Source organism: Sphingomonas sp. CFBP 13714 (assembly GCF_014842205.1).
GTDB classification, from domain to species: Bacteria; Pseudomonadota; Alphaproteobacteria; order Sphingomonadales; family Sphingomonadaceae; genus Sphingomonas; species Sphingomonas aerolata.
Genome location: NZ_JACYVG010000002.1, coordinates 498968 through 521739, shown reverse-complemented (window position 1 = coordinate 521739; position 22772 = coordinate 498968). Strand labels below are relative to the sequence as shown.

Sequence of the window (22772 nt, the reverse complement as noted above, 5' to 3'; positions counted from 1 at the left end):
AATAAGCCCGGAGGGCATTATTCGGTAGCGAAGGACGCCTCGACCACCAGTCGCTCGGCATCCCACTCTGGAACCGCCTCGACGCGCATCGGCACCATGAACCGCTTTGCAGTTGGCCGTTCGATCTCGATCACGTCGCCCGCACCGAAATTATCGATCGCGACAACGCGCCCGATCGCCTCGCCATCGGTCGAGACAACGGGGAGCCCGATCAGGTCGGTATGGTAATATTCGCCATCCTCGAGCGGCGGCAACGACGATCGCGGCACCGTCAATTCGGTCCCGCGCATCGCTTCTGCAGCGTTCCGATCGGAGACCTCGGCAAAGCGGGCGATCGTGCCGTTGTTGCCAGGGCGCGCGGACTTGAGCGTCAGCGTACCGTCGTTGAAACTCTTATAGCCCGACATGGTCTCGGCAAAGACCTTCAGCCGCACCTCGCCGCCGATGCCGTGCGCGCCGATCACGACGGCGAGCGTAACCTTATCCCTGCGCGGAGCCGGTATCGGGTCCAGGGGTGTCGTCGGCGCCTTCTGCGGGGTCGTCGGCGGAGACGCCTTCATTGCTGGCATCTTCGATGTCCTCGGGTGCGGGGGCTGTTCTGGGATCTGGATCGGGGGTCATCATGCGCTCCTTGTGGGTGATGGACCGACAAAGAACGCATGAACCGCCATTCGGGTGCGGGCATCGCCCACCCCAAGCCGTCATCCTAGGCTAGACCCAGGATCCAGAGCCGAGGACGCTGCCGTCCCTGGCTCTGGATCCCAGCCCTCGCTGGGATGACGAGGAAGACGATCTTACGAAGCGGCTTCTTCGGTCTCAGCAGGAGCTTCCGCGTCGGCAGCAGGTGCCGCCTTTGCAGCTGCTTCGGCCTCGGCAGCTTCAGCCGCCTTGGTCGCACGCTCTTCAGCACGCTCGGTGGCCTTCTCGCCGGGCTTGCCCTTGTTCGGGTTGTTGCGTGCCGAACGCTCGAGAACGCCTGCTGCGTCGAGGAAGCGTGCGACGCGGTCGGTCGGCTGCGCGCCGACGCTCAGCCAATGCTTCGCGCGATCGGCGTCGAGCTGCACGCGCTGCTCGTTGTCCTTGGCGAGGAGCGGGTTGTAGTTGCCGATCTTCTCGATGAAGCGGCCATCACGCGGGCTGCGCGCATCGGCAACGACGATCTTGTAATACGGACGCTTCTTGGAGCCGCCACGTGCGAGACGAATGTTGATTGCCATGATATTTTCCTTCGTTTTCTAATAATTCGCCCGGCAAACGCCGGGGTAATGGGGTTGAGTAAGAGGTTATTTCTTCTTCAGAAAATCGTCGAAGCCCGCAGGCAGCTGCGGCATCTTCCCGCCCAGGCCCGGCAGGCCACCCCCGGAATTGCCCCCAGGGAGCCCACCTGCGCCGGCCTTGTTGAGCATGTCGCCCATCTGCGGCCCGCCGATCGCGTTACCGATGCCGCCGAGACCGCCGCCCATGCCGCCCTTGCCGAGCATCGCCATCATGCCCTTCATGCCGCCCATCTTCTTGATCTTCTTCATGGCGGTCGACATTTCGAGGTGCATCTTGAGCAGCTTGTTGACCTCCTGCACCGTGGTGCCGGAGCCCTTGGCGATGCGGATCTTGCGCTTGGCGTTGATCAGCTCGGGCTTGGCCCGCTCCTTGATGGTCATCGAACCGATCATCGCATCCATGTGGACGAGAACTTTCTCACCGCCGACCGAAGCGACCGCGCCCTGCGCCTTCTTCATGCCGGGGATCATACCCGCCAGCGCACCGAGCCCGCCCATCCGCTGCATCTGCGCCAGCTGAGCACGCAGGTCGTTCATGTCGAACTGACCCTTGGCCATCTTGGCCGCCATCCGCTCGGCGTCTTCGGCCTGGATCGACTCCGCGGCGCGCTCGACGAGGCTGACGACGTCGCCCATGCCGAGGATCCGCCCGGCGACCCGCTCGGGATGGAACGCCTCGAGCGCATCGAGCTTCTCGCCGGTACCCGCAAACTTGATCGGCTTGCCGGTAACCGCACGCATCGACAGCGCCGCACCGCCGCGCGCATCGCCGTCCATCCGGGTCAGCACGATCCCCGTGAGCGGCACCTGATCGGAGAAGTTCTGCGCGACGTTGACCGCATCCTGACCCGTCAGCGAATCGACGACGAGAAGGATCTCGGCCGGGTTCGCGACGTCGGCGACCGCCTTCATCTCGTCCATCAGCGCCTGATCGACATGGAGGCGACCCGCGGTATCGAGCATCAGGACGTCGAAGCCCTGCAGCTTGGCCGCCTGCATCGCGCGCCGTGCGATATCGACCGGCTGCTGGCCGGTGACGATCGGCAAGGTCGCGACCGAAATCTGCGTGCCGAGCGTCGCGAGCTGTTCCTGCGCGTTCGGGCGATTGACGTCGAGCGACGCCATCAGCACCTTCTTGCGATCGCGCCCACCCGGCCCTGCCGACAGCCGCTTGGCGATCTTGGCGGTGGTGGTCGTCTTACCCGAGCCCTGAAGCCCAACCATCATGATGATCGCGGGCGGCGTGACGCCCAGATCGAGCTCGGACGCATCCGCGCCCAGCATCTCGACCAGCGCATCGCTGACGATCTTGACGACCTGCTGCCCCGGCGTGACCGAGCGCAGGACGTTCTGGCCGATCGCCTTCTCGGTCGCCTTCTCGACGAACTCGCGCGCGACGGACAGCGCGACGTCGGCTTCGAGCAGCGCAACGCGCACCTCGCGCATTGCTGCGCGCACGTCCGCTTCGGTGAGCGCACCCCGGCCGCGAAGGCGGTCGAAGACGCCACCAAGACGATCGCTCAGGCTTTCGAACATCGAGACACTCCCAATCACCATTACCGGACACATGACGACGCCCAACGCAAAAGCGCCGGCGGGCGAAACCTCGCCGGCCAGCGTGCATCCTTGGATGCTCGTCACATATGCCCCGTAACGGAACGTGGCGTACTGCTTACGCGACCCAGGCCGCCGACGCAAGCGACCCGTCCGTCGATGCGCGGCGACGGCGTCCAACGTCAAAGCCCCTCCCCGCCATATTGGACGGATCGACGCTCTTAACCGGTCCTACACTTATGCTATGTCATATGTGTGTCCGCCCCGACCTCACAGGCGATCCAGCCCATGACCGCACCGCCGGCGGCGACCCGTTCGCCCCGCACCATCAACCGGGAATTCGTCACCGGCGCCGTGACCGGGGCTGCAGCGTTGATGCTCGTCGGTACCGGCGGCGCCGTTCTGGTCGGCATCTTTGCCCGTCTGACGGGACGCAGCTCGGGTATCGACCAAGGCCTGGTTGTCGCCGTGCTGCTCAACGTCGCGCTGTTGCTGTTCGGCTGCCTGCGCTATCGCGCGCTCACTGCCGAGCTCAACGAGGCGACCGATGCGGGTCATCGCGCCCGCGTTCTGGCACAGCGGGATTCGCTGACCGGATTCCTCAATCGCCGCAGTCTGTCCGAAGATGGCGCGACCCTGTTCGGCAGCGCGAGACGCCGGGGCAAGGTGGTGGCGATGCTCACAATCGACGTCGACTTCTTCAAGAGCGTCAACGACATGCACGGCTATGCCGTCGGCGACCAGGTGCTCGTCCATGTCGCGGAAACGATCGCGGCCATCGCCCCCACATCAAGCCTTCTGGCACGCCTGGGCGCGGACGAGTTCGCCTGCGCCTTCGTCTTCGATCCGGCGCATCAAGGGGTGGCAGATCGGATCGCAGAGCGTCTCGTCACCGGCTTCGCGCGGCCCTTCCGTGCGAACGGCGTCGACATTCACGCCACCGTGTCGATCGGCGTCGCCCGCTCGGACGCAGACTGTGCCTCGATTGACGCGCTGTTGCGGAACGCGGACATCGCCCTGCACGCGGCCAAGACGGCGGGCCGCAACCGCCACGTCTGGTTCAACACCGCGATGGAGCAATCGCTGCAGGTGCGCGGTGAGCTCGAGTCCGGACTTCGCCTCGCGGTCGCCGCGCAGGACATCATTCCTTATTTCGAACAGCAGGTGGATCTCGCCACGGGGCTTACCACCGGGTTCGAGGTTCTGGCGCGCTGGGACCATCCGACGCGCGGCATGATCCCCCCGGACGTCTTCATCCCGATCGCCGAGGAGATTGGCGTCATCGGCGACCTGTCGCTTTCGCTCATGCGCCAGGCCTGTACTGCGGCACGCGACTGGGATTCGGCGCTGACGCTGTCGATCAACATTTCCCCGGTCCAGCTGCGCGACGCGTGGCTGGCGCAAAAGATCATCAAGACGCTGGTCGAGACGGGCTTTCCCGCCAGCCGGCTCGAGATCGAGGTTACCGAAAGCGCGCTGTTCGACAATCTGGCGCTTGCCCAATCGATCGTCGGCAGCCTGAAGAATCAGGGCATCCGACTGGCGCTCGACGATTTCGGCACCGGCTTTTCCAGCCTCGCACACCTGCGCGCGCTGCCGTTCGACCGTATCAAGATCGACCACAGCTTCGTCGCGTCGATCCTCGACAATGCGGAGAGCATGGCGATCGTCAACACGATCGTCCGGCTTGGCGACAGCCTGAACCTGCCGGTCACCGCCGAGGGCATCGAGGACGCCGCGGTCGAGGAGCGGCTGCGCGCGCTCGGCTGCGCCAAGGGACAGGGCTATCTCTACGGCCGCCCCATGAACGCCGCGCAGCTGCGCCGGCTGCTCGCCGAACAGCGCCTGCTCGCACACCAGCCCGATGGCGATTTCCCCCCGGTCCGCGGCATAGCGCCACGACTCGCTGGTTGACGGCGGCCCCGCCGCAGCCTGACCACGGACGTGCCGACCGCAGAGCCGCCATCCTTACTCCAGCCCGGCGCTGCAAGCCGTGGACTTTGCCCCCCGCCCCTCCTAGATCGCGCATCATGCCGTCTGCCCCGCTGCCAGAGGTCGTCAGCCTCGGCTGCCGTCTCAACATCGCCGAAAGCGAGACCATCCGCGCGCTCGTCGCCGGGCGGGACATGGTCGTGGTCAACAGCTGCGCCGTCACCAACGCGGCAGTGAAGGCGACGCGGGTTGCGATCCGCCGGGCCCGGCGCGATCGCCCGGATGCGCAGATTGTCGTCACCGGATGCGCAGCGCAGATCGACCCGGGTGCCTTTGCCGCGATGCCCGAGGTCGATCGCGTGATCGGCAATGCCGACAAGCTCTCCGCCGCAGCTTGGGACATGCCCGCCCCCGTCGTCGTCAGCGACATCATGCAGATTCGCGAAACCGCGCCGCATCTGGCCGCGAGCTTTTCGGCGCATGCCCGCGCCTTTGTCGAGGTCCAGAATGGCTGCGATCATCGCTGCACCTTCTGCGCGATCCCGTTCGGACGCGGACCAAGCCGCTCGGTCCCCGCAGGCGCAGTCGTCGACCGGATTGCCGGGCTGGTCGATGCAGGACACCGCGAGATCGTGCTGACTGGCGTCGACCTGACCAGCTATGGCCCCGATCTTCCCGGCGCCCCCACGCTCGGCCAGCTTGTCGAGCGCATTCTGCACGCGGTGCCGCGGCTCGAGCGGCTCCGTCTGTCGTCGCTCGACGGCATCGAGATCGACGACCGGCTCTTCGCGCTTCTGACGACCGAGCCCCGGATCATGCCGCACGTCCACCTCTCGCTCCAGGCGGGCGACGACATGGTGTTGAAGCGGATGAAACGACGTCATTCGCGCGCCGAGAGCGTGGCGCTCGTCCAGCGGCTCAAGACCGCCCGCCCCGACATAGCGATCGGCGCGGACCTGATCGCCGGGTTTCCGACCGAGGACGAGGCGATGTTCCAGAACACGCATGCGCTGATCGCTGACTGCGACATCGTTCATTCGCACATCTTCCCCTATTCACCGCGGGCCGGCACCCCCGCCGCCCGGATGCCGCAGGTCGAGCCCGAGATCCGCCGCCGACGCGCCGCGATCCTCCGCGAGACGGGCCAGGCTGTTCGCGCGGCATGGTTGCAGAAGCTGGTTGGGACGACGCAGCACCTGCTGGTCGAACGTCCGGGCGACCGCGGCCATGTCGGAAATTTCGCGGAAGTCCTGCTGGACGCGCCTGCGGCACCCGGCGACATCCTCCGAATCACGATCACCGGCGTTCTGGGCGAGCGCCTGAGCGCAACACGGGAATCCCTATGAGCACCACCCCAAGCTGGCACGACAAACTCATCGGCGGCTTCAAGCGTACCTCTGACCGGCTCGTCGGCAATCTCGCGGGCCTCAGCGGCGCGCGGCTCGACGATGCGACGCTCGACGAGATCGAGGAGGCGCTGATCGCATCGGACCTCGGTCCCGAAACCGCCGGCCGCATCCGCCATCGTCTTGCCGAGGGCAGTTTCGAGCGCAACATGGAAGAGCTCGGCATCCGCGTCATCGTCGCGGAAGAGGTCGAAAAGGTCCTCGCCAAGGTCGCCAAGCCGCTCGAGATCGACGCCTTCCCACGCCCGCAGGTTATCCTGGTGATTGGCGTCAACGGGTCGGGCAAGACCACCACCATCGCCAAGCTCGCGCATCTGCTAATGGAACAGGATTACGGCGTCATGCTGGCGGCAGGCGACACGTTCCGCGCCGCTGCGATCGGCCAGTTGCGCACCTGGGCCGAGCGCGTTGGCGTGCCGATCGTCACCGGACCGGAAGGCGGCGACGCAGCGGGCGTCGTCTGGGATGCGGTAAAGAAGGCGACCGAGACGGGGATCGACGTGCTGATCGTCGACACCGCGGGCCGTCTGCAGAACAAGCGCGAACTGATGGACGAGCTCGCCAAGATCCGTCGCGTGCTCGGCCGTATCAATCCCGAGAGCCCGCACGACATCGTCCTCGTCCTCGATGCGACGACGGGGCAGAATGCGCTCCAGCAGATTGAAGTCTTCAAGGAGGTGGCGGGCGTGACCGGCGTCGTGATGACCAAGCTTGACGGCACCGCGCGCGGCGGCGTGCTGGTCGCAGCGGCGGAGAAATACGGCCTGCCGATCCACGCGATCGGTATCGGCGAAGGCATGACGGACCTGCGCCCGTTCGACGCAAACGAGGTCAGCCGGATCATCGCGGGCGTCGAAAGCGTCCGAAAATAATACGACGCCCGCTCTCCGGTCTTACCGCAATTCCTGGATACAATAGTGACCAAGCCCCCCCTGTCCCCTGGCCTGCGCATGGCGATCGATTATGGTCCGCTGGCGATCTTCTTCGCGGTGAACTTCCTCACCCCCGGCGCACCGATCGCGCGCGTGGTCACCGCGACGACCGCGTTCATCGTCGCGACGATCGTCGCGATGATCGTCTCGAAGGTAAAGGCGGGACATATCTCGCCGATGCTGTGGATGTCAGGTGCGCTGATCGTCGTATTCGGCGGCCTGACGATCTATTTCCATGACCAGCGCTTTATCCAGATGAAGCCCACGATCATCTACGCGATGTTCGCCGCCATCCTGACCTTCGGGCTGGTGACCGGGCGCCCGCTGCTTCAGTCGCTGCTGGGCACCGCTTATCCAGGACTGACGGCCGAGGGCTGGCGCAAACTCACGCGCAACTGGACCGTATTCTTCGTGTTCATGGCAGTATTGAACGAAGTCGTCTGGCGGAACACCACGTGGGATTTCTGGGTCGGCTTCAAGCTCTGGGGCGCGATTCCGATGACGTTGATCTTCGCCTTTGCCAATATTCCGATGCTGCTCAAGAATGGATTGCAAACGGGCGACAAGGTCGTCACCGACCTGCCGCCCGAAGAATAATCAATGTTCGTCATCCTGGCCAAGCCAGGATGACAGTAACGGGATCGGCTCAGCCAGCGACCTTCGCGTAGCGCTCGCCGACGACATCCCAGTTCACGATATCCCACCACGCCTTCAGATAGCCCGGGCGATCATTCTTGTACGTCAGGTAATAGGCGTGCTCCCAGACGTCGTTGCCGAGCAGCGGCGTACCGGGCTCCTTGGCATCGTCCATCAGCGGGTTGTCCTGATTCGGCGTGCTCGTGACCTTCAGCTTGCCGCTGTCATCGGCGATCAGCCATGCCCAGCCCGACCCGAACTGCCCTGCACCCTTGGTGTTGAACTCGTCCTTCAGCTTGTCGAGGCTGCCGAAATCGCGATCGATTGCCTCGGCAAGCTTGCCCGACGGCGCCTGGCCCGTCTTGGCTGCCATCGTCTTCCAGAAGAAGTCGTGGTTCCAGAAGCCGCCGCCATTGTTGCGCACGAGCGGCGGCTGCGACGAGATCATGCCGAGAATGTCCTCGATCGACTTGCCCGCAAGCGCGGAGTCCTTCTCGACGCCCTCGTTCAGCTTGGCCGTGTATGCCGCATGATGCTTGTCGTGATGAAACTTCATCGTTTCCTGATCGATCACGGGCTCGAGCGCATCATAAGCGTAAGGCAGCGGGGGAAGTTCGAAAGCCATCGGGAGTCTCCTCAAAGACAATGGGTGAATGGGGTCGGACGTCAAACGCCCGCGGCCCCCAAATGGTCCCCGGACGGTCGTTACACAAGCGGATCGGACGTCGATCAGCCGCCGGCGTGCAACAGCTCGTGGCGCTTGAGGGCATGCCGCAACTGGTCATAGCTGAGCCCGAGCGCCTCGGCGGTGGCGCGCTGGTTGAAGCGATGCTCGGCCAGCGCGCGCGACAACAGGTCGCGCTCGAAGCGGGACACGCGCGACTTGAAATCCGACGGCCCGTCCTCGCACGCGACGACCGGATCGTCGGCGTCATCCTCTGTCGCGTTACCAGTCGCGCCGGCAGACGGCGATGCTGGGGCTGGTGGCAGGACGGGCTTGCGGTCCGCAGCGCCCGGCCTGTGCGGCGACTGGAATGGATCGATCTCGATCGCATCGATCGGCCCCTCATGCTCCCAGCGATAGACCGCGCGTTCGACGACGTTGCGCAGCTCACGGACATTGCCCGGCCAGTCATAGTCCGCCAGCGCAGCGCGTGCGGAGGGTCCGAACCCCTCCCACCGCTCGCGCCCGAGCTCGGACGCCATCCGTCGACCGAAATGGTCCGCCAGCACCATCACGTCACCGACGCGCGCGCGCAGCGGCGGCAGCGTGACGACCTCGAACGACAACCGATCGAGCAGGTCGGCGCGAAATTCATGCCGCATCACTTTGTCGGGCAGATGCTCGTTGGTCGCAGCCACGATCCGGACGTCGACGCGCAGCGGCCGCGACGAGCCGATCCGCGTGATCTCGCCATATTCGACGGCGCGCAGCAACCGGTCCTGCGCCGCCATCGACAGCGTACCCAGCTCGTCGAGGAACAGGGTACCGCCATGGGCTTCCTCGAACCGCCCGACCCGGGCCTTGGTCGCGCCAGTGAACGCGCCGGCCTCATGTCCGAACAATTCTGCCTCGATCAGCGTCTCGGGCAGCGCGGCACAGTTCATGATCACGAGGGGCTGGTCCCAACGCGGGCTCAACCGGTGGAGTCGCTCGGCGACCAGTTCCTTGCCCGTGCCGCGTTCCCCGATCACGAGCACCGGTCGGTCGAGCGCCGCCGCGCGCGACGCACGTTCGAGCGCTCCCATGAACGCGCCGGACTGGCCGATGACCTGCGTTGTTCTCTCCATTGCCAAAGTGTGGCGGAAATTCCCAACGCATAGCAAGGAACAATCTGCCCGCTCGACGCTCTGCCGGCACAACCGCATGATTTCCGGGCTTTTCTAAAACTGGCACGACTGATGCAAAGCTTTGGACAACCCGCCCAAAGGCGGAACCAACCATCGCCTCAAAGGGGACACATCATGATCAAGACCGACATCGTCCGCACCGTCGCCACGCTCGCCTGCACCTTCGTCGTCAGCGCCACCTTCATCCTCGCGGCGGTGGCGCCCGCACATCAGGCGCCCGCTACGCGACACACCGCAATCGTGGCATAAGGTTCGTCCGCCGCACGAAGACCCTGGAGTAGAATTTACATGGGCATTTTTTCCCGCACCCGCGACATCGTTGCCGCCAACTTCGCCGACCTCATCGAGAAGGCGGAGGATCCGGCCAAGATGATCCGGATGATCATCCTGGAGATGGAGGAAACGCTGGTCGAGGTTCGCGCTTCCGCCGCGCGCACCATCGCGGACCAGAAGGAGATGCGCCGCCATATCGCCAAGCTGGAACAGCTCCAGGAAAACTGGACCGAGAAGGCCGAGCTCGCGCTGAGCAAGGACCGTGAGGATCTTGCCAAGGCTGCGCTGGTCGAACGCCAGAAGGCGTCCGACATGGCCGAACAGCTCAAGGCGGAAGTCGGCGTCCTCGACGACGCGCTCAGCGCGTCCGAGGCGGACATCGCCAAGCTGCAGACCAAGCTGCGCGAGGCGCGGACCAAGCAGAATGCGGTGCAGACGCGGCTGGAAAGCGCGAACAACCGCACCCGGCTTCGCGAGATGTATAACGGCCCGAAGACGCACGAGGCTTTCAGCCGCTTCGACATTCTCGACCGCCGCGTCGACGAGGCCGAGGGTCGCGCCGACGCGATGGGGCTCGGTGTCGTCAAGACGCTCGAGGAAGAGATTGCCGAGCTGCGCAGCAACGACAAGGTCGATGCCCAGCTCGCCGCGCTCAAGGCCCGCCTGAAGAAGGACGACTGAAATGGATTTCGAAGGACTCGTCGCCATTCTCGGCGCGCTCGTCGGGCTGCCCTGGCTGATCCTGCATTATGTCACCAAGTGGAAGACCGCACCCAAGATCACCGATGAGGACGAACGACTGCTCGACGAGATGCAGCTCCTCGCCCGCCGGCTCGAGGACCGGGTGCTGACGGTCGAGCGGATCATCGCCGCCGATAATCCCGACTGGAAGCCGGGGCTCGGCACCAGCCAGTCGTCCTATCTGTCCGATCGCCAGGCTGACCGCCCGATCGACTCCCGCTTTGAACGCAACATGGATCGGAGGAACTGAAATGTCCGCCAGCCGCACCCAATTCTACCTCGACAAGCAGAACGCCAAATGGAAGGGCGTCTGCGCAGGGATCGCCGACTATACCGGGATCGATGTCCTGATCGTCCGCGTCTCGGTCGTCCTGCTGACGCTGGCCGGGGGCTTTCCCTGGACGCTGATCGCCTATTGGCTGGTCGCGTGGATGGGACAGCCAAAGCCGTTCGGACTGTACGAAACGCCCGACGACGCGAAGTTCTGGCAGGGCGTCCGCTCGAACCCGAAGCGCTCGACCGCAGAGGTCCGCAGCAAGTTCCGCGAAATCGATCGTCGTCTCGCCGACATCGAGACGCACTATACCAGCCGGAGCAGCAGCAGCCTCGCGGCAGAGATCGACAGCCTGCGCTGAGACGCGGCGTAGACGGGGAGAATGACGATGAATTGGGGTGGACCGGGTTTCGTCGTCGCGATCATCGCGATCACGACGGTGGGATGGGTGATCAACAACTGGATCCGCGCAAAGCATGGCTATGCGCTGGAGGATGAGTGGAGCGGGAAGACGCACCGGGTCGACCCGAAGGACGCCCGCAAGCTGGAGCTACTGTCCGGCGAAAACGAGCGTCTGACCGGCCAGGTCTCCCGTCTCGAAGAGCGGATTGCCGTTCTTGAGCGCATCGCCACCGATCCCGCGGAGCGTACCGCCCGCGAGATCGAGGCTCTCCGCCTCCAGCCGCGATAGAGGACGCCGCCATGATCAGCCCCCTGCTCATTCCCATTCTTGGCATATCCTGCGGCCTGCTCGCGATCTTCGGCGGCGTGTTCGTCAAGCCCTGGTTCGCCTATCGGCAGCGCCGGATGGAAATCGATGCCCAACTCGTCGCCGAAAAGTCCGCACAATATGCGGCACAGAATGAACGTCTCGAACAGCGTGTGAGGGTGCTGGAACGGATCGTTACCGACCGCGGGATCGGCCTGGCGGACGAGATCGACCTGCTCCGCGACGAGCGCCCCCTAAACTAATCCGTATTCAGGAGCTGACCGATGAATCCCTTCACGATGGTCGTCTGTATCGTTTTGATCGTGGCGGTCTCCCGCGTGCTCCGGGCGCGGTACCAAGCCCAAGGGTCGCTTTCCGCCCCGGCTGACACCGCCGACACGCTGCGTCTGCGCGACGAGGTGCGCCAGATGAAGGAGCGCATCCAGGTGCTCGAACGCGTCATCACCGACAACCACAAGAGCGTCGATCTCGACCGAGAGATCGAGCGGCTCCGCGACCGCTAGGAGGAGGCGGACATGACCGAACCGAACGTCTATATCACGCTCGCGCTGACCGGCCTGGTGGCGCTCGCGATGATCGTCACCGCGGGACTCGCCGGCTGGCGCGGCTGGCTGTCGATCAGGCGCCTGGAGATCGACCAAGCGCACGACACCGGCCTGCCCGTGGCGGTGTCGACTGGCGCGCGCATCGAGATCGCAGACCTGAAGGAACGCATCAAGAAGCTGGAGGCGATCGCCGCCGGGGTCGACCTGTAGCGCGGCAATCGTGTCCTGCCGCACGCGCAGCGGTTGCGGGCGAGATGACGCGGGAGTACCGCGACGCCATGCCCAAGCTAGCCGATATCCATGAGGAATATGACTTCCTCGAACCCGACGACCGCTACCGCCTTCTGATTGACCTCGGACGCGATCTCGAACCCATGCCCGATGCCCTGAAGACCGATGCGACGCTGGTTCGCGGCTGCTCGGCATCCGTGTGGGTCTATCCGATGAAGACCGACGACGGCCGACTCCATTTCCTTGCGGATTCGAACGCTGCGATCACCAAGGGGATCATCGCGCTCGTCCTGCAAGCGGTGCAGGACCAACCACCGGCGGCGATCGTCGCGACCGACATCGGTACGGAACTGGCGCCGTTCGATCTCGGCAAGCAACTCAGTTCGAACCGGACGCAGGGAATCCCGAACATGATCGCGTTGATCCGCGAGACCGCCGAACGCTACGCCAGCTAGGCGGCCTTGAGGCCGTCTTCCACCCGGGGAGGGCACGGCGGAGAGGCATCACCCCCGCGCAGCGTCGTTACGATCTCGCCAACGTCGGCGCCGGCGGGGACCATCATCCACCAATCGGGCCTGGCCGCATCAATCATCACGACTGCATTCTTGGGGCATACCCCAAGACATTTGACCTCGACCACGCCGCGGTCGGCCTTGCGCCCCTTCTTCAGCCCGAGCGCGGCACGCAACAGCTTGGCGAGCGGCGTGCGGCGCTTGTCGCCAAACCCGCCCGCGAGCTTCTTCGAACATTTGCCGCAGACCAGCACGCTGCCCTGCCAGCGGCTCGCCAGCACGCGGATCACGCCGGCTTCCACGTCCGTGCATCCTCTGCGGCGCGCAAGACCTCGTAAGCGGCCTGGACACCCTGGAACCGCGTTGCTGCGTCCTTGTCGCCCGGACGCACATCGGGGTGATTGGCCTTGGCCATTCGCCGCCACGCGGCACGGACATCTTCGAACGTCGCATCGGGTTCGAGCTGCAGCACTTCAAGCGCACGCATCTCGTCGCGCGACCGACTGCCGTCGCCCGATCCCGCCCAGGCATAATGCTTAGGATCCGCATAGCCATCCGCGGTGCGCGTTTCCGCCGCCTCGCGCTCGGCAGCTTCCTCGGCGCTCAGACCTTCGAAATAATTCCAGCCGCGATTATACTCGCCCGCATGCGTCATGCAGAAATACCAGCGGTCCGGGCTGTTGGGCGATTTCGGCGCCGGGCAATTGCCGGGTTCGTTGCAGCCGTGCCGGTCGCACAATCGAACCGTCACCGCCTCGCTGCTAGAGCCATAGCCGCGCCACCGCGGAAATCCCCAATCGGGTGTACGTGTCGTGCTTCGCGCCATAGCCGTTCGAGATAGGCGTCCCCACCGTCAACGCAACCGCGTACCGCACCGCCAAACGATCAAGCCACGCGCCCGCACCTGCGGCCGGGACCGACATTGCGCCTTGAGTCAGGAGGCGTTCATCGCCTAATGAACATGAATAAATTGTCATCTGGCATAGGGTAAAGCGTCTGCTCCGGGCGCATCCCGGCCGACGTCGCGGCGACAGGAGCCTTGGTGCAAACTCTCATTCCGAAGCTAAGCACGTGGCGGGCCGATCTTCCCGCGTCGATCGTGGTCGCCCTTGTCGCCCTGCCCCTGTGTCTGGGCGTTGCGCTAGCGTCAGGTGCGCCACTGTTCGCGGGTGTCATCGCCGGGATCGTCGGCGGCATCGCCGTCGGGCTCTTCTCAAAATCTCCTTTGTCGGTCAGCGGACCGGCTGCAGGCTTGACCGTGATCGTCCTCGCGGCGATCGAAAGCATGCCGAGCTACCAGATGTTCCTGATGGCCGTCGTGCTGGCGGGCGTGCTTCAGATCGGCTTTTCGCTGACGCGCGCGGGTATCCTCAGCGAATTCGTGCCCTCCTCGGTGATCACCGGGATGCTGGCCGCGATCGGCCTGATCCTTATCCTCAAGCAGATTCCGCACGCGGTCGGCTTCGACCGCGAGGCCGAGGGGATCTTCGAATTCTCCACCGCCAACGGCGTCAACACCTTCTCGCGAATCATCGACAGCCTGAGCGCGAGCGTGACCCCCGGTGCGATCCTGATTGCCGGGATCAGCCTGGCGTTCCTGTTCTGGTGGGACGGCGCGAAACCGAAGAATGGCCCGCTCCGGTTTGTCCCCGGCCCGCTCGTCGTCGTCCTGATCGGCGTGCTCGGCAACGCGCTGCTGGGCGCGGTCAAGCCTGATTGGCAGCTCCAGGCGACACATCTCGTCCAGGTACCCGTCACGCAGAAGCTTTCCGAATTTCCCACGCTGTTCACGCTCCCGGACTTTTCCGGCATCAGCATGGGCATCGTCTGGACAACTGCGGTCACGCTCGCAATCGTCGCGAGCTTGGAGTCGCTGCTCAGCGTGAAAGCGGTCGACGAGATCGATCCGCGCCGTCGCTCCACCGACAAGAACTGGGAGTTGCTCGCGCAGGGCGGGGGTAACATCCTGTCGGGCATGATCGGCGGGCTACCCGTCACGTCGGTGATCGTCCGATCATCGGCCAATGTCGACGCCAAGGCAGAGAGCAAGCTTTCGACCATGCTCCACGGCTTCTGGCTGCTGATCAGCGTTGCACTGATCCCGTCGCTGCTTAACCTGATCCCGCTATCGGCGCTTGCCGCGGTGCTGATCGCGACCGGTTACAAGCTGACCAAGCCGAAGCTGTTTCTGGAACGCTACAAGCAGGGCTGGACGCAGTTCATCCCCTTCGTCGTCACGGTCGGCGCGATCTTGTTCACCGATTTGCTCGAGGGCATCGTGATTGGCATCGTCGTCGGCTTCGTGTTCGTCATTGCACGCAACTTCCGTACCGCGATCACCTTTGCCTGCGATGGCGACGACTGCCTCGTCCGTGCGCGCCGCAACCTGTATTTCATCCACAAATATGAATTGCAGAAGTCGCTGAACCGCGTGCCCGATAATACGCAGGTGTTGATCGACCTGTCGTCGACCAGTTATGTCGACCTCGACAATATCGACATCATCAACGCGTTCATCAAAGGCGCGGAATATCGCGGCATCACCGTCAGCCTGCGCGGCGATATCGCCGGCAAGCGTGCCGCGTTGATCAACGCGCCATCGAGCGAGGTTCTGTACACATGAGACGCTACAAACAGCTGCTGCTCGCCAACAAGGCCTGGGTTGCAGAGCATACCGATGAGAATCCCGACTTCTTCAGCCGCCAGACGGTCGGCCAGAAGCCGGAATTCCTGTGGATCGGCTGCTCGGACAGTCGCGTCAGTCCCGAACAGATGACGATGACTCAGCCGGGCGGGATGTTCATCCACCGCAACATCGCCAACCTCGTCAACGATCACGACCTGAACCTCATGTCGGTGCTGCAATATGCGGTCGACGTACTGAAGGTGAAGCATGTCATCGTCTGCGGGCATCACGGTTGCGGCGGCATCATGGGTACGCTGCAAGGCGGACTGGACGGTCCCGTGGACGAGTGGCTCGATACGGCGCGCGAAGTGCTGCGCGATCACCGCGACGAGATCGATGCACAGCCGACCCAGGAAGCGAAGGTCAACCGGTTCGTCGAGGTCAACGTCCGCGACCAGCTCGTTCGCCTCGCGCGTACCAAGACGGTGCAGGATGCATTCGCCAAGGGCCAAGAACTGGCGCTCCACGGCTGGGTGTACGACATGCGCGACGGCCACATCAAACCGCTGATGGAGATCGCCGCCGATACGGTTCTCGACGAGATCGGCCGGCCGGAGAAGGTGCTGGTGTGACGTCAGTCCCTCCCCCTACGGGGAGGGCAGAATCATCCCGGCATCTTGAACCGGACATTCTGGGAAAGCCCGCCGCAGCCGACACCGCCATCGGGGCGAAACGTCTTCGTATATCGGGCGCCCGCGACGGTCTGTGTGCCGGCCTTGGTGAAAACGAACGGCGGATAGCTGAGCACGGCGCGCTCGTTCAGCACCTTGCCGTCCGGCCCCACATCGAACTGTGTCCGGGTCCAGCCTTCAAATCCCCAGATGCGGGCCTCATCCGGGAACGTGCCGCCGGCCGAAAGGAATCGGGGCGGGGCATCGAGGATCGCGCACTGGCTGGCCGCCAGCCCCGACCGGTCGAACGTGGCACGTGCCGCCACCGGATCCCCCGCCTGCTGCTGTAGCGACGCCAGCCGGATCAGCGCACCGACACGCATCGGGTCGTTCGCTGCCAAACCCTTGTCGTCCGCGACCGCCTGTAACGGCGCCACACGCCGGCTTCGGCTTCTGGTCGAGTCCGCTATGAGCAGTTGCAGCGCCGATCGCGCTTGCGGATCCTGCGCATAACCGGGCTTCGACAGCAGCGGCGTGATAGCGCGGGCATAGGCACCCTGCTTCCAGCTATCGGCACTTTCGGTCTCACGCACACGGATGTCGAGCGGGAGCAGCGCGATCGGCGGGGCGCCGTTTGCCTGAGCAATAGCGAACGCCCGCTGCGCCAGCTCATGCGCCTCCTCACGACCCACGACCGCATTGCCGACGAGCTGGTACAAGGGTGGCAGCGTGGCGAGCGATGTCGGCCCCGACTTGCCCTCCGCCGCCGCGAGTGCGGCACGTTGCCCGACGATGGCGGCGGCATCCGCGCCACGTTCGCGTACCGGTATCGAAAACCCCTTGGACTCGAGCCAGGCCGCCATGTCCGCGTCGAGAAACTTGGTGATCGACGGCCGCTCGAACGCGGTCGAGCAGCGCATCTCGACGCGGATATTGTAGCGGAAGAACGCGGGAAAGGACTTGGTCTGCTCGGGCGTCCATGACCAGTCGCGGACGGCACGCGCAAATTCGAGCGCCACCGCGCCACCGCCTGCGGCATAGATGGGCGAGACGCCGCGTACCACGCCGTCATTGTCGATCGTGAATTCGACGACCGCCATGTCCGCAGGCCTCAGATCGGCCTCGCCACCGCAGGCGGGTACCTCCATCTGTACCGCCGGATCAAACTCCCCCTTGCTCAACCGGCCCGCGCCGGTCATCGCCATGTACCGGCGGGCCTCTTCGCTCTTGCCCGCCAACAGTGACGCGATCGCCGCATCTGACCGCGCGGAAACGTCGCGCGAATCGGTCTGCGACGTCATCCCGCCATAAAATTTGACCGCCTCAACCGCTTGCGTCCGCGCCTGTTCATACTGCCCCCGGTTCAGCGCCAGGATCGCGCGCCGCCGCGCGATCAGAGCCTTTACATCCGCATCGGCAGGCGCCGTCCGGACGAGCGCATCGACCTTCGCAAGGGCTGCATCCGCTGCGGCGGGATCGGTGAACGTCGTCGTGTCAGCTAGGGACAACAGCGCCGCGACCTTCAGCGACGCTCCGTCCGCCGCAGCGGCGGCGCTCGCAAACGAAACGCTCGCCCCCGCATAATCGAGCGCATTCTGCGCAATGAGGCCCAGATCAAAATAGGCCCGCCACCGATCCTCGGCGAGCGTCGGGTCCTTCGCAGGCAACAGCGCGAGGCCGTCGCGTGCCGCGGTCACCGCATCGTCTGAGCGATCGAGCTTGAACAGTGCCGCACTCTTGCGGATCAGCGCAATGCCCCGGCTCCGCGATCCCGGCTTGGTTCGTGCTTCAAGCGTCGTCCAGGCCGCAAGCGCAGCGGTACTGTCGCCCTTCGCATCCAGCGCCGCGGCCGCTTCGAAATCCTGCTGCACCGTGGTTGCGGGCCCCTGTGCCGCGACCTGCGCAGCGATCGCCGCCATCACGATGCCTGCACCCATCAGTCCTGCCCGGTCGATACGCATCACATCCCCCCCGTCTTTCGGGCAGTCTGCATGCGATCGGGCGAGGATGCCAGAGGGTCTGTAAGCCGGGTTCTGTCCATTTCCGACCCTTCGGTCGAAAGTTGGGCGACCATTCCTCTAGGACGACGGTTGCCCGCCGCCTCAAGCAATCAACCCGGGTGACGAGCCGGAACGAAGCCCATGTGCCACCCCTATTCGATCTTGCTCCCGGTGGGGTTTGCCGTGCCGCCCCTGTTACCAGGCGCGCGGTGCGCTCTTACCGCACCCTTTCACTCTGACCGCCCCGACTTGCGCCGAGGGTTGGCCGTCTGCTCTCTGTGGCACTGTCCCTGGGGTCACCCCCGCCGGGCGTTACCCGGCACCGTCGTTCCGCGGAGCCCGGACTTTCCTCGCGGATGTCATTACAACACCCCCGCGGCCGCCCGACCCTCTGGCGCGCCGATCCCTAGTCGTCACCCATCGGTTTGGGAAGCAGCAAAGCGAGCAGGATGCACCGGCATTCCGCATCGATCTCGCCGTCTACAAGCTCGGGGCGAAACCGGCGCTGGAACGCCATGATCGCCGCCATCCGGTTCTCCACGTCGTAACCGAACCGTTCGAGCGCAAGGCAAAACCCGCCCTCCGTCCAGCCGGGATCCATCAGATTCTTGGTCGGCCGCGGCAGCGCAAGCCGGCGTCGCGCCAGTTCGTGCCACGGAAACAACTCGCCGGGATCGCGCTTGCGCGTCGGCGCGATGTCGGAATGACCGACGATGTTACCCCGCGTGATCTCGTGGCGGTCCTTGATCTGCGCCACCAACGGCAGCAGCGCGGCGATCTGTTCGGGCGGGAACGGGCGATAGCCGAACTCATGCCCAGGATTGACGATCTCGATGCCGATGCTTGCCGAATTGACGTCCTCGATCCCGCGCCAGTGTGACCGTCCCGCGTGCCAGGCCCGCTTATCCTCGGCGACCATCCGCAGGACGGTCCCGTCCTCCTCGATCAGATAATGCGCCGACACCTTCGCGTCCGGATCGCGCAGGCGGGCAATCGCGGACGGGCCGTCCTGCATGCCGGTATAGTGCAATACGATCATGCTGACAGGCAGCGTTCGGTCGTCGAAATTCGGTGACGGCGTCTCGATGATCGTCAAGCCAGCTTCCCCTCCAGCCGGTCCGCACGTGCGGTCCGGATCGTGACGATCGCGACGCCGAGCATCGCAACGCCTCCGCCTGTAAGCATCAATAGCGTCAACGGGTTGCCGAAGTAATAGGCCGCGGCGAACACCGAGATAATTGGTGCGGCGAGCGTCATCGGCGTGACCACGCTGACTGAATGACGCTGCAACAGCCACGACATCGAGCCCTGGCCAATCACCGTCGATCCGATCGCGGAAAACGCCACCCAGCCGACCGTGCGAAGCGGCAGGTCGGGGATCGCGCGCATCGCCGCAGGCTCGGTGATCATCGCCACGACCGCCATTACCAGGCTCCCCATCAGCCCGACCCAGGCATAGATCGTCAGAACCGGCACGCCGACGAGCCGCCGCTGGATCAGCGAGGTGATCGCCCAGATCAGGCTTGCCAGCGCGGTCAGCGCAAGACCCGCGCCCTCGCGCGCTGCCGAAGGATCGAAGACCAGCAGCACCACTCCCAGGATCGAGAGGCCGATCCCCAGCATCCGGGGCCAGTGGATCCGTTCGCGAAAGACGACGATCGCCAGCAACAACGCGAATGGAACACCGAGTTGGCCGGCGATCGCCAACGCGCCGATATTCGTCGCGACCGACAGCGACAGATTGATCACGAGATAGAAGATGCCGCCCGACAACAGTCCGAGCAGCGCCAGCGTCGCGGTCCGTCCCGGCACCAGCCGGAACCAGCTCGCGCAGACCGCAAACACGATGACCTGGCGCAGGAACCCGGCCGTCATCGGCGCGATTTCCGTCACCGCCATCTTCACGGCGATGATGTTGAGCCCCCACAGAACGTTCATCACGACGACGATCGCAAAGTCGCGCAGGCCAAACCGATGCGTCGCGGGAGGTGCGGCCTGGATCGTCATCCCTCAACGCTTGCCGGGATCGAGCCGCGAAGTAAACTGCAGCGGCACTCTATTGCGGGATCACGGCGCGGGCGAGCGAAGCCGCGGATCGGCAGGGTTTGACGACGGCATTTCGTAGAAGCCGCGATAGCGCTGGCTGGGTTCGAACAACGGGGTCTGCCCGCTCACCGTCTCCCCCGCGCCCATGACGAACAGGCCGCCGGGCCGCAACGCCCGTGCGATCGTCGAGAACACCCGCAATTTCGTCTCCGCCGTCAGGTACAACAGGACATTTCGGCACAGGACCAGGTCGAAACGTCCTGCGGGCGCCGCATCGGACACGAGATTCACGCGCCGGAACGTGACAAGCTTTACCAGCTCTGGCTTGGCGACCCAGTCCGCGCCGACACCGTCGAACCACCGCATCATCCGACGGATCGGCAACCCACGCTGAATTTCGAACTGCGTGAAACGCCCCGACCGTGCGCGGGCGATTGCGGCACCCGAAACGTCGGTCGCGATAATGTCCGGAACCGGCGCACCGGTCGTCTCGTGCCGCTCGGCGAACAGCATCGCCAGTGACAGCGGCTCCTGCCCGGTCGAACATCCCGCGCACCAGATCCGGATGCGATGACCGGCGGTCTCGGCATCCGCGATCGCCGCGACGAGGTGCTCAAAGACCTGCGCGTCCCGGTAGAAGGACGTTTCCTGGTTTAGCAGCGCATCGACGATATGCTCGCCGATCTCCCGATCCTTTCCGGCCAGCAACTGCGCAACCAACTCATCCAGGCTGCCGAGCTGGCGTTCACGCAACAGCGGCTTAAGCGCTGTATCGAGGCGCCAGGAGCGATAGGCCGCGATCTGCTGGCCCGTCCGCGCTTCCAGCAGCGCGGTCAGCACATCGATCGTTGCTTGGGAGGCCGCCGGGGCCGGTGAGGACGACGGGGCCATGGTCGGCATGCTCCGCCCACGTAACGCTGACGCGCCCATCATGGACGGCGCTGCGACGCGATGAGCCGCCCGATCGCCTCGGGGGGCAGTATCGCCGCCGCGACACCCGACGATACGACAGCGCCCGGCATGCCCCAGACGACCGACGTCGTCTGATCCTGAGCCACCACGCTGCCGCCGGCGTCGTGGACCTGTCGCGCCCCCTCCGCACCGTCGCGGCCCATGCCGCTCAGCATGATAGCCAGCGCGCGCGCGCCAAAGACTTGGGCGACCGATCCCAGCATCGGATCGACCGAGGGGAGGCAGCCGCTGCCGACGACACCCTGCCTGAGGCGGATCGCGGCGCCGCCGTCGCTCAGCCGCACGCAGGTCATGTGCGCGTCGCCGGGGGCGATGAACAGGCGACCGGGGCGGATCCGCAGGCGGTCGGTCGCGACGTCGCACGGCCGGCCGGACAGGACCGTGAGTTGTGCCGCGAAATACGGCATGAACGACGCGGGCAAATGTTGCGTGATCAGGATCGGCAGCTGGAACGTGGCGGGCAACTCACGCAGCAACTGGCTCAGCGCGTGGATCCCGCCGGTCGATGCACCGATCGCGACGATGTCATAGGCGTCGCCGACCGCGACGGAACGGCCCTGATCCGCAGCACCCCGGCCGCACAGCGGCTCAACCCCGGCCGTGACGTTGCGCGCGCTTCGCAGTCCCGACGCGCGGGTAGGCACGATCGCGGTCGGGGCTTCGCACAGGCGCTCGAGCTTTTCGACCAGTGCGGTTGCAAAGCGGCCAGACATGCCGCTGGCGCCCGGCTTCACCAGCGTTTCCGCCGCCCCCAGCGCGAGCGCCTGGACCGCGGCCGCACCGCCCTCATCGGCGGAGGAGGACACGATCAGGATCTTGGCACCCTGCCCCGCGGCGATGAGGTCCGGCAGCGCGGTCAGCCCATCGACCCCCGGCATTTCGATATCGAGCAGGATGAAATCGACCTCGGCGGAGCGCAGGAACTCAAGTGCGGCTCCCGCATTGGCGACCGCGCCGACGACGGTGAACTGCGAGCTCGCGTCGATCAGCCGCGCCATCACCGCGCGGGCGACCACCGAATCATCGACGATCAGGACACGCGCGACGGCGGACACAGGCGACCGCGGCAGCGGTGGAAGGGGCAGCGAGGCGGCCACGGCGTCGTAAGACCCGCTCAGGCCATGCCGACGATTTGCAACTTCGATGCGAGGGTTTCGCGGTCGAACGGCTTCATGACATATTCGTCGGCGCCCGCCTCGATCGCGGCGCGGATATAGGCCATGCCGTTCTCGGTCGTGCAGAAGACGACCTTGGGACGCTGCGTGATATCGCTGTCGCGCAGCGCTCGCAGGAAATCCATGCCGCTCATGACGGGCATGTTCCAGTCGAGCAGGATGACGTCCGGAACCGACTCCAGACAGCACTGAAGCGCCTCCTGGCCGTCACATGCCTCGCGAACGGTAAAATCAAGCGTTTCGAGGATGTGACGCGCGACCTTGCGGATCACCTTCGAATCATCAACGACAAGACAGGTCTTCATGGAAAGCCTTCCGGGGTGATCATGGCGCCCGCTTTAGCCGGCAAAGCGTAAGCACCGGGTTAAGCGCGCGCGAGTTGGCCGCT

At 65.0% G+C, this 22772-nt stretch carries 29 protein-coding genes and 1 other RNA gene; 15 read left to right on the top strand and 15 right to left on the bottom strand.

The features are described 5' to 3' along the window. Positions 1 to 17: 17 nt before the first annotated feature. The 4 genes from rimM to ffh all read right to left on the bottom strand — a co-directional run bounded on the left by rimM (position 18) and on the right by ffh (position 2813). The gene (gene rimM, locus IFT54_RS06920) at positions 18 to 503 is read right to left on the bottom strand and encodes a ribosome maturation factor RimM (RefSeq protein WP_342354788.1); all 486 of its coding nucleotides are present in this window, start codon (positions 501 to 503) and stop codon (positions 18 to 20) included. Then, a complete protein-coding gene (locus IFT54_RS20435) occupies positions 481 to 624 on the bottom strand; it encodes a hypothetical protein (RefSeq protein WP_244648638.1) in 144 nt (47 codons plus the stop codon). Before IFT54_RS20435 ends, rimM begins: the two co-directional genes overlap by 23 nt. 170 nt (positions 625 to 794) lie before the next feature. Then, positions 795 to 1217 carry a 30S ribosomal protein S16 gene (gene rpsP / locus IFT54_RS06915; protein ID WP_159511110.1) on the bottom strand — a complete coding sequence of 141 codons (423 nt, stop codon included), beginning with the start codon at positions 1215 to 1217 and terminating at the stop codon, positions 795 to 797. A 66-nt stretch (positions 1218 to 1283) separates the two neighbouring features. Further along, a complete protein-coding gene (gene ffh / locus IFT54_RS06910) occupies positions 1284 to 2813 on the bottom strand; it encodes a signal recognition particle protein (RefSeq protein ID WP_192070035.1) in 1530 nt (509 codons plus the stop codon). Positions 2814 to 3119: 306 nt separating this feature from the next. Here ffh and IFT54_RS06905 point away from each other — a divergent pair, with 306 nt between their 5' ends. The 4 genes from IFT54_RS06905 to IFT54_RS06890 all read left to right on the top strand — a co-directional run bounded on the left by IFT54_RS06905 (position 3120) and on the right by IFT54_RS06890 (position 7698). After that, on the top strand, positions 3120 to 4745 hold the full coding sequence (locus tag IFT54_RS06905) for a putative bifunctional diguanylate cyclase/phosphodiesterase (RefSeq protein WP_183935325.1): 1626 nt from the start codon (positions 3120 to 3122) through the stop codon (positions 4743 to 4745). 116 nt (positions 4746 to 4861) lie between these two features. Further along, complete coding sequence (gene mtaB, locus IFT54_RS06900; protein WP_192070034.1) at positions 4862 to 6109, top strand: tRNA (N(6)-L-threonylcarbamoyladenosine(37)-C(2))-methylthiotransferase MtaB; 1248 nt, start codon at positions 4862 to 4864, stop codon at positions 6107 to 6109. Beyond that, entirely contained in the window at positions 6106 to 7041 is a 936-nt protein-coding gene (gene ftsY / locus IFT54_RS06895) for a signal recognition particle-docking protein FtsY (protein WP_031396330.1), read from the top strand. The genes mtaB and ftsY overlap by 4 nt, the downstream gene beginning before the upstream one ends. A gap of 45 nt (positions 7042 to 7086) precedes the next feature. Then, complete coding sequence (locus tag IFT54_RS06890; RefSeq protein ID WP_342354780.1) at positions 7087 to 7698, top strand: septation protein A; 612 nt, start codon at positions 7087 to 7089, stop codon at positions 7696 to 7698. 49 nt (positions 7699 to 7747) lie between these two features. On the opposite strand, the gene IFT54_RS06885 is transcribed toward IFT54_RS06890, so the two are convergent. Further along, a complete protein-coding gene (locus tag IFT54_RS06885; protein ID WP_031396332.1) occupies positions 7748 to 8362 on the bottom strand; it encodes a superoxide dismutase in 615 nt (204 codons plus the stop codon). Positions 8363 to 8466: 104 nt separating this feature from the next. After that, positions 8467 to 9528 carry a phage shock protein operon transcriptional activator gene (gene pspF / locus IFT54_RS06880; RefSeq protein ID WP_192070033.1) on the bottom strand — a complete coding sequence of 354 codons (1062 nt, stop codon included), beginning with the start codon at positions 9526 to 9528 and terminating at the stop codon, positions 8467 to 8469. Positions 9529 to 9702: 174 nt separating this feature from the next. Between pspF and IFT54_RS20705 the strand changes: the two genes are divergently transcribed. The 9 genes from IFT54_RS20705 to IFT54_RS06840 all read left to right on the top strand — a co-directional run bounded on the left by IFT54_RS20705 (position 9703) and on the right by IFT54_RS06840 (position 12837). Beyond that, a complete protein-coding gene (locus IFT54_RS20705) occupies positions 9703 to 9837 on the top strand; it encodes a hypothetical protein (protein ID WP_260171278.1) in 135 nt (44 codons plus the stop codon). Between the two features lie 39 nt (positions 9838 to 9876). Beyond that, positions 9877 to 10542, top strand: coding sequence for a phage shock protein PspA (gene pspA, locus IFT54_RS06875; RefSeq protein WP_031396334.1), 666 nt, complete (start codon positions 9877 to 9879; stop codon positions 10540 to 10542). Between the two features lies 1 nt (position 10543). Then, entirely contained in the window at positions 10544 to 10852 is a 309-nt protein-coding gene (pspB, locus tag IFT54_RS06870; protein ID WP_159511114.1) for an envelope stress response membrane protein PspB, read from the top strand. A gap of 1 nt (position 10853) precedes the next feature. Further along, positions 10854 to 11237 (top strand): envelope stress response membrane protein PspC, encoded by a 384-nt coding sequence (pspC, locus tag IFT54_RS06865; protein ID WP_192070032.1) that lies wholly within the window; start codon positions 10854 to 10856, stop codon positions 11235 to 11237. A gap of 27 nt (positions 11238 to 11264) precedes the next feature. Beyond that, positions 11265 to 11567 carry a hypothetical protein gene (locus tag IFT54_RS06860; RefSeq protein ID WP_192070161.1) on the top strand — a complete coding sequence of 101 codons (303 nt, stop codon included), beginning with the start codon at positions 11265 to 11267 and terminating at the stop codon, positions 11565 to 11567. An 11-nt stretch (positions 11568 to 11578) separates the two neighbouring features. Beyond that, positions 11579 to 11848 (top strand): hypothetical protein, encoded by a 270-nt coding sequence (locus IFT54_RS06855; protein WP_031396338.1) that lies wholly within the window; start codon positions 11579 to 11581, stop codon positions 11846 to 11848. A gap of 21 nt (positions 11849 to 11869) precedes the next feature. Beyond that, positions 11870 to 12109 carry a hypothetical protein gene (locus IFT54_RS06850; protein ID WP_031439668.1) on the top strand — a complete coding sequence of 80 codons (240 nt, stop codon included), beginning with the start codon at positions 11870 to 11872 and terminating at the stop codon, positions 12107 to 12109. A gap of 12 nt (positions 12110 to 12121) precedes the next feature. Further along, positions 12122 to 12361 (top strand): hypothetical protein, encoded by a 240-nt coding sequence (locus tag IFT54_RS06845; protein WP_031396340.1) that lies wholly within the window; start codon positions 12122 to 12124, stop codon positions 12359 to 12361. A gap of 68 nt (positions 12362 to 12429) precedes the next feature. Next, entirely contained in the window at positions 12430 to 12837 is a 408-nt protein-coding gene (locus tag IFT54_RS06840) for a SufE family protein (RefSeq protein WP_192070031.1), read from the top strand. Here IFT54_RS06840 and IFT54_RS06835 read toward each other — a convergent pair. Then, positions 12834 to 13196, bottom strand: coding sequence for a (2Fe-2S) ferredoxin domain-containing protein (locus IFT54_RS06835; protein WP_342354779.1), 363 nt, complete (start codon positions 13194 to 13196; stop codon positions 12834 to 12836). The genes IFT54_RS06840 and IFT54_RS06835 overlap by 4 nt on opposite strands. After that, positions 13181 to 13720 (bottom strand): J domain-containing protein, encoded by a 540-nt coding sequence (locus IFT54_RS06830; protein ID WP_031439670.1) that lies wholly within the window; start codon positions 13718 to 13720, stop codon positions 13181 to 13183. Before IFT54_RS06830 ends, IFT54_RS06835 begins: the two co-directional genes overlap by 16 nt. A gap of 216 nt (positions 13721 to 13936) precedes the next feature. On the opposite strand from IFT54_RS06830, the gene IFT54_RS06825 reads away from it, so the two are divergent. Both IFT54_RS06825 and IFT54_RS06820 read left to right on the top strand, forming a co-directional pair. Continuing rightward, positions 13937 to 15517: a SulP family inorganic anion transporter gene (locus tag IFT54_RS06825; RefSeq protein ID WP_051916675.1), complete on the top strand. Its 1581-nt coding sequence runs from the start codon at positions 13937 to 13939 to the stop codon at positions 15515 to 15517. Continuing rightward, positions 15514 to 16152 carry a carbonic anhydrase gene (locus tag IFT54_RS06820; protein WP_031439672.1) on the top strand — a complete coding sequence of 213 codons (639 nt, stop codon included), beginning with the start codon at positions 15514 to 15516 and terminating at the stop codon, positions 16150 to 16152. The genes IFT54_RS06825 and IFT54_RS06820 overlap by 4 nt, the downstream gene beginning before the upstream one ends. A gap of 32 nt (positions 16153 to 16184) precedes the next feature. Here the strand turns inward: IFT54_RS06820 and IFT54_RS06815 are convergent, their stop codons facing one another. The 7 genes from IFT54_RS06815 to IFT54_RS06785 all read right to left on the bottom strand — a co-directional run bounded on the left by IFT54_RS06815 (position 16185) and on the right by IFT54_RS06785 (position 22689). Then, on the bottom strand, positions 16185 to 18152 hold the full coding sequence (locus IFT54_RS06815) for a hypothetical protein (protein ID WP_192070030.1): 1968 nt from the start codon (positions 18150 to 18152) through the stop codon (positions 16185 to 16187). A gap of 45 nt (positions 18153 to 18197) precedes the next feature. Further along, positions 18198 to 18586, bottom strand: an RNA gene (rnpB, locus tag IFT54_RS06810) — RNase P RNA component class A. 11 nt (positions 18587 to 18597) lie between these two features. Continuing rightward, entirely contained in the window at positions 18598 to 19230 is a 633-nt protein-coding gene (locus IFT54_RS06805; protein WP_081874152.1) for an N-acetylmuramoyl-L-alanine amidase, read from the bottom strand. Between the two features lie 53 nt (positions 19231 to 19283). Next, a complete protein-coding gene (locus tag IFT54_RS06800) occupies positions 19284 to 20198 on the bottom strand; it encodes a DMT family transporter (protein ID WP_192070029.1) in 915 nt (304 codons plus the stop codon). A gap of 60 nt (positions 20199 to 20258) precedes the next feature. Continuing rightward, positions 20259 to 21137, bottom strand: coding sequence for a CheR family methyltransferase (locus IFT54_RS06795; RefSeq protein ID WP_244648635.1), 879 nt, complete (start codon positions 21135 to 21137; stop codon positions 20259 to 20261). A 29-nt stretch (positions 21138 to 21166) separates the two neighbouring features. Next, positions 21167 to 22264, bottom strand: a complete 1098-nt coding sequence (gene cheB / locus IFT54_RS06790) for a chemotaxis-specific protein-glutamate methyltransferase CheB (RefSeq protein WP_342354778.1) — start codon at positions 22262 to 22264, stop codon at positions 21167 to 21169. 59 nt (positions 22265 to 22323) lie between these two features. Beyond that, positions 22324 to 22689, bottom strand: coding sequence for a response regulator (locus IFT54_RS06785; protein WP_031396352.1), 366 nt, complete (start codon positions 22687 to 22689; stop codon positions 22324 to 22326). Between the last annotated feature and the right edge of the window lie 83 nt (positions 22690 to 22772).

What these genes read in the sequence shown, in the direction of transcription:
- pspB (WP_159511114.1), top strand. Translation starts at nt 10,544, where the DNA reads ATGGATTTCGAAGGACTCGTCGCCATTCTCGGCGCGCTCGTCGGGCTG.
- IFT54_RS06860 (WP_192070161.1), top strand. Translation starts at nt 11,265, where the DNA reads ATGAATTGGGGTGGACCGGGTTTCGTCGTCGCGATCATCGCGATCACG.
- IFT54_RS20705 (WP_260171278.1), top strand. Translation starts at nt 9,703, where the DNA reads ATGATCAAGACCGACATCGTCCGCACCGTCGCCACGCTCGCCTGCACC.
- IFT54_RS06885 (WP_031396332.1), bottom strand. Translation starts at nt 8,362, where the DNA reads ATGGCTTTCGAACTTCCCCCGCTGCCTTACGCTTATGATGCGCTCGAG.
- IFT54_RS06815 (WP_192070030.1), bottom strand. Translation starts at nt 18,152, where the DNA reads ATGCGTATCGACCGGGCAGGACTGATGGGTGCAGGCATCGTGATGGCG.
- pspF (WP_192070033.1), bottom strand. Translation starts at nt 9,528, where the DNA reads ATGGAGAGAACAACGCAGGTCATCGGCCAGTCCGGCGCGTTCATGGGA.
- IFT54_RS06820 (WP_031439672.1), top strand. Translation starts at nt 15,514, where the DNA reads ATGAGACGCTACAAACAGCTGCTGCTCGCCAACAAGGCCTGGGTTGCA.
- IFT54_RS06840 (WP_192070031.1), top strand. Translation starts at nt 12,430, where the DNA reads ATGCCCAAGCTAGCCGATATCCATGAGGAATATGACTTCCTCGAACCC.
- IFT54_RS06785 (WP_031396352.1), bottom strand. Translation starts at nt 22,689, where the DNA reads ATGAAGACCTGTCTTGTCGTTGATGATTCGAAGGTGATCCGCAAGGTC.
- IFT54_RS06830 (WP_031439670.1), bottom strand. Translation starts at nt 13,720, where the DNA reads ATGGCGCGAAGCACGACACGTACACCCGATTGGGGATTTCCGCGGTGG.
- IFT54_RS20435 (WP_244648638.1), bottom strand. Translation starts at nt 624, where the DNA reads ATGATGACCCCCGATCCAGATCCCAGAACAGCCCCCGCACCCGAGGAC.
- IFT54_RS06845 (WP_031396340.1), top strand. Translation starts at nt 12,122, where the DNA reads ATGACCGAACCGAACGTCTATATCACGCTCGCGCTGACCGGCCTGGTG.
- rpsP (WP_159511110.1), bottom strand. Translation starts at nt 1,217, where the DNA reads ATGGCAATCAACATTCGTCTCGCACGTGGCGGCTCCAAGAAGCGTCCG.
- ftsY (WP_031396330.1), top strand. Translation starts at nt 6,106, where the DNA reads ATGAGCACCACCCCAAGCTGGCACGACAAACTCATCGGCGGCTTCAAG.
- mtaB (WP_192070034.1), top strand. Translation starts at nt 4,862, where the DNA reads ATGCCGTCTGCCCCGCTGCCAGAGGTCGTCAGCCTCGGCTGCCGTCTC.
- IFT54_RS06850 (WP_031439668.1), top strand. Translation starts at nt 11,870, where the DNA reads ATGAATCCCTTCACGATGGTCGTCTGTATCGTTTTGATCGTGGCGGTC.
- pspC (WP_192070032.1), top strand. Translation starts at nt 10,854, where the DNA reads ATGTCCGCCAGCCGCACCCAATTCTACCTCGACAAGCAGAACGCCAAA.
- IFT54_RS06805 (WP_081874152.1), bottom strand. Translation starts at nt 19,230, where the DNA reads ATGATCGTATTGCACTATACCGGCATGCAGGACGGCCCGTCCGCGATT.
- IFT54_RS06795 (WP_244648635.1), bottom strand. Translation starts at nt 21,137, where the DNA reads ATGCCGACCATGGCCCCGTCGTCCTCACCGGCCCCGGCGGCCTCCCAA.
- IFT54_RS06855 (WP_031396338.1), top strand. Translation starts at nt 11,579, where the DNA reads ATGATCAGCCCCCTGCTCATTCCCATTCTTGGCATATCCTGCGGCCTG.
- ffh (WP_192070035.1), bottom strand. Translation starts at nt 2,813, where the DNA reads ATGTTCGAAAGCCTGAGCGATCGTCTTGGTGGCGTCTTCGACCGCCTT.
- pspA (WP_031396334.1), top strand. Translation starts at nt 9,877, where the DNA reads ATGGGCATTTTTTCCCGCACCCGCGACATCGTTGCCGCCAACTTCGCC.
- IFT54_RS06800 (WP_192070029.1), bottom strand. Translation starts at nt 20,198, where the DNA reads ATGACGATCCAGGCCGCACCTCCCGCGACGCATCGGTTTGGCCTGCGC.
- IFT54_RS06905 (WP_183935325.1), top strand. Translation starts at nt 3,120, where the DNA reads ATGACCGCACCGCCGGCGGCGACCCGTTCGCCCCGCACCATCAACCGG.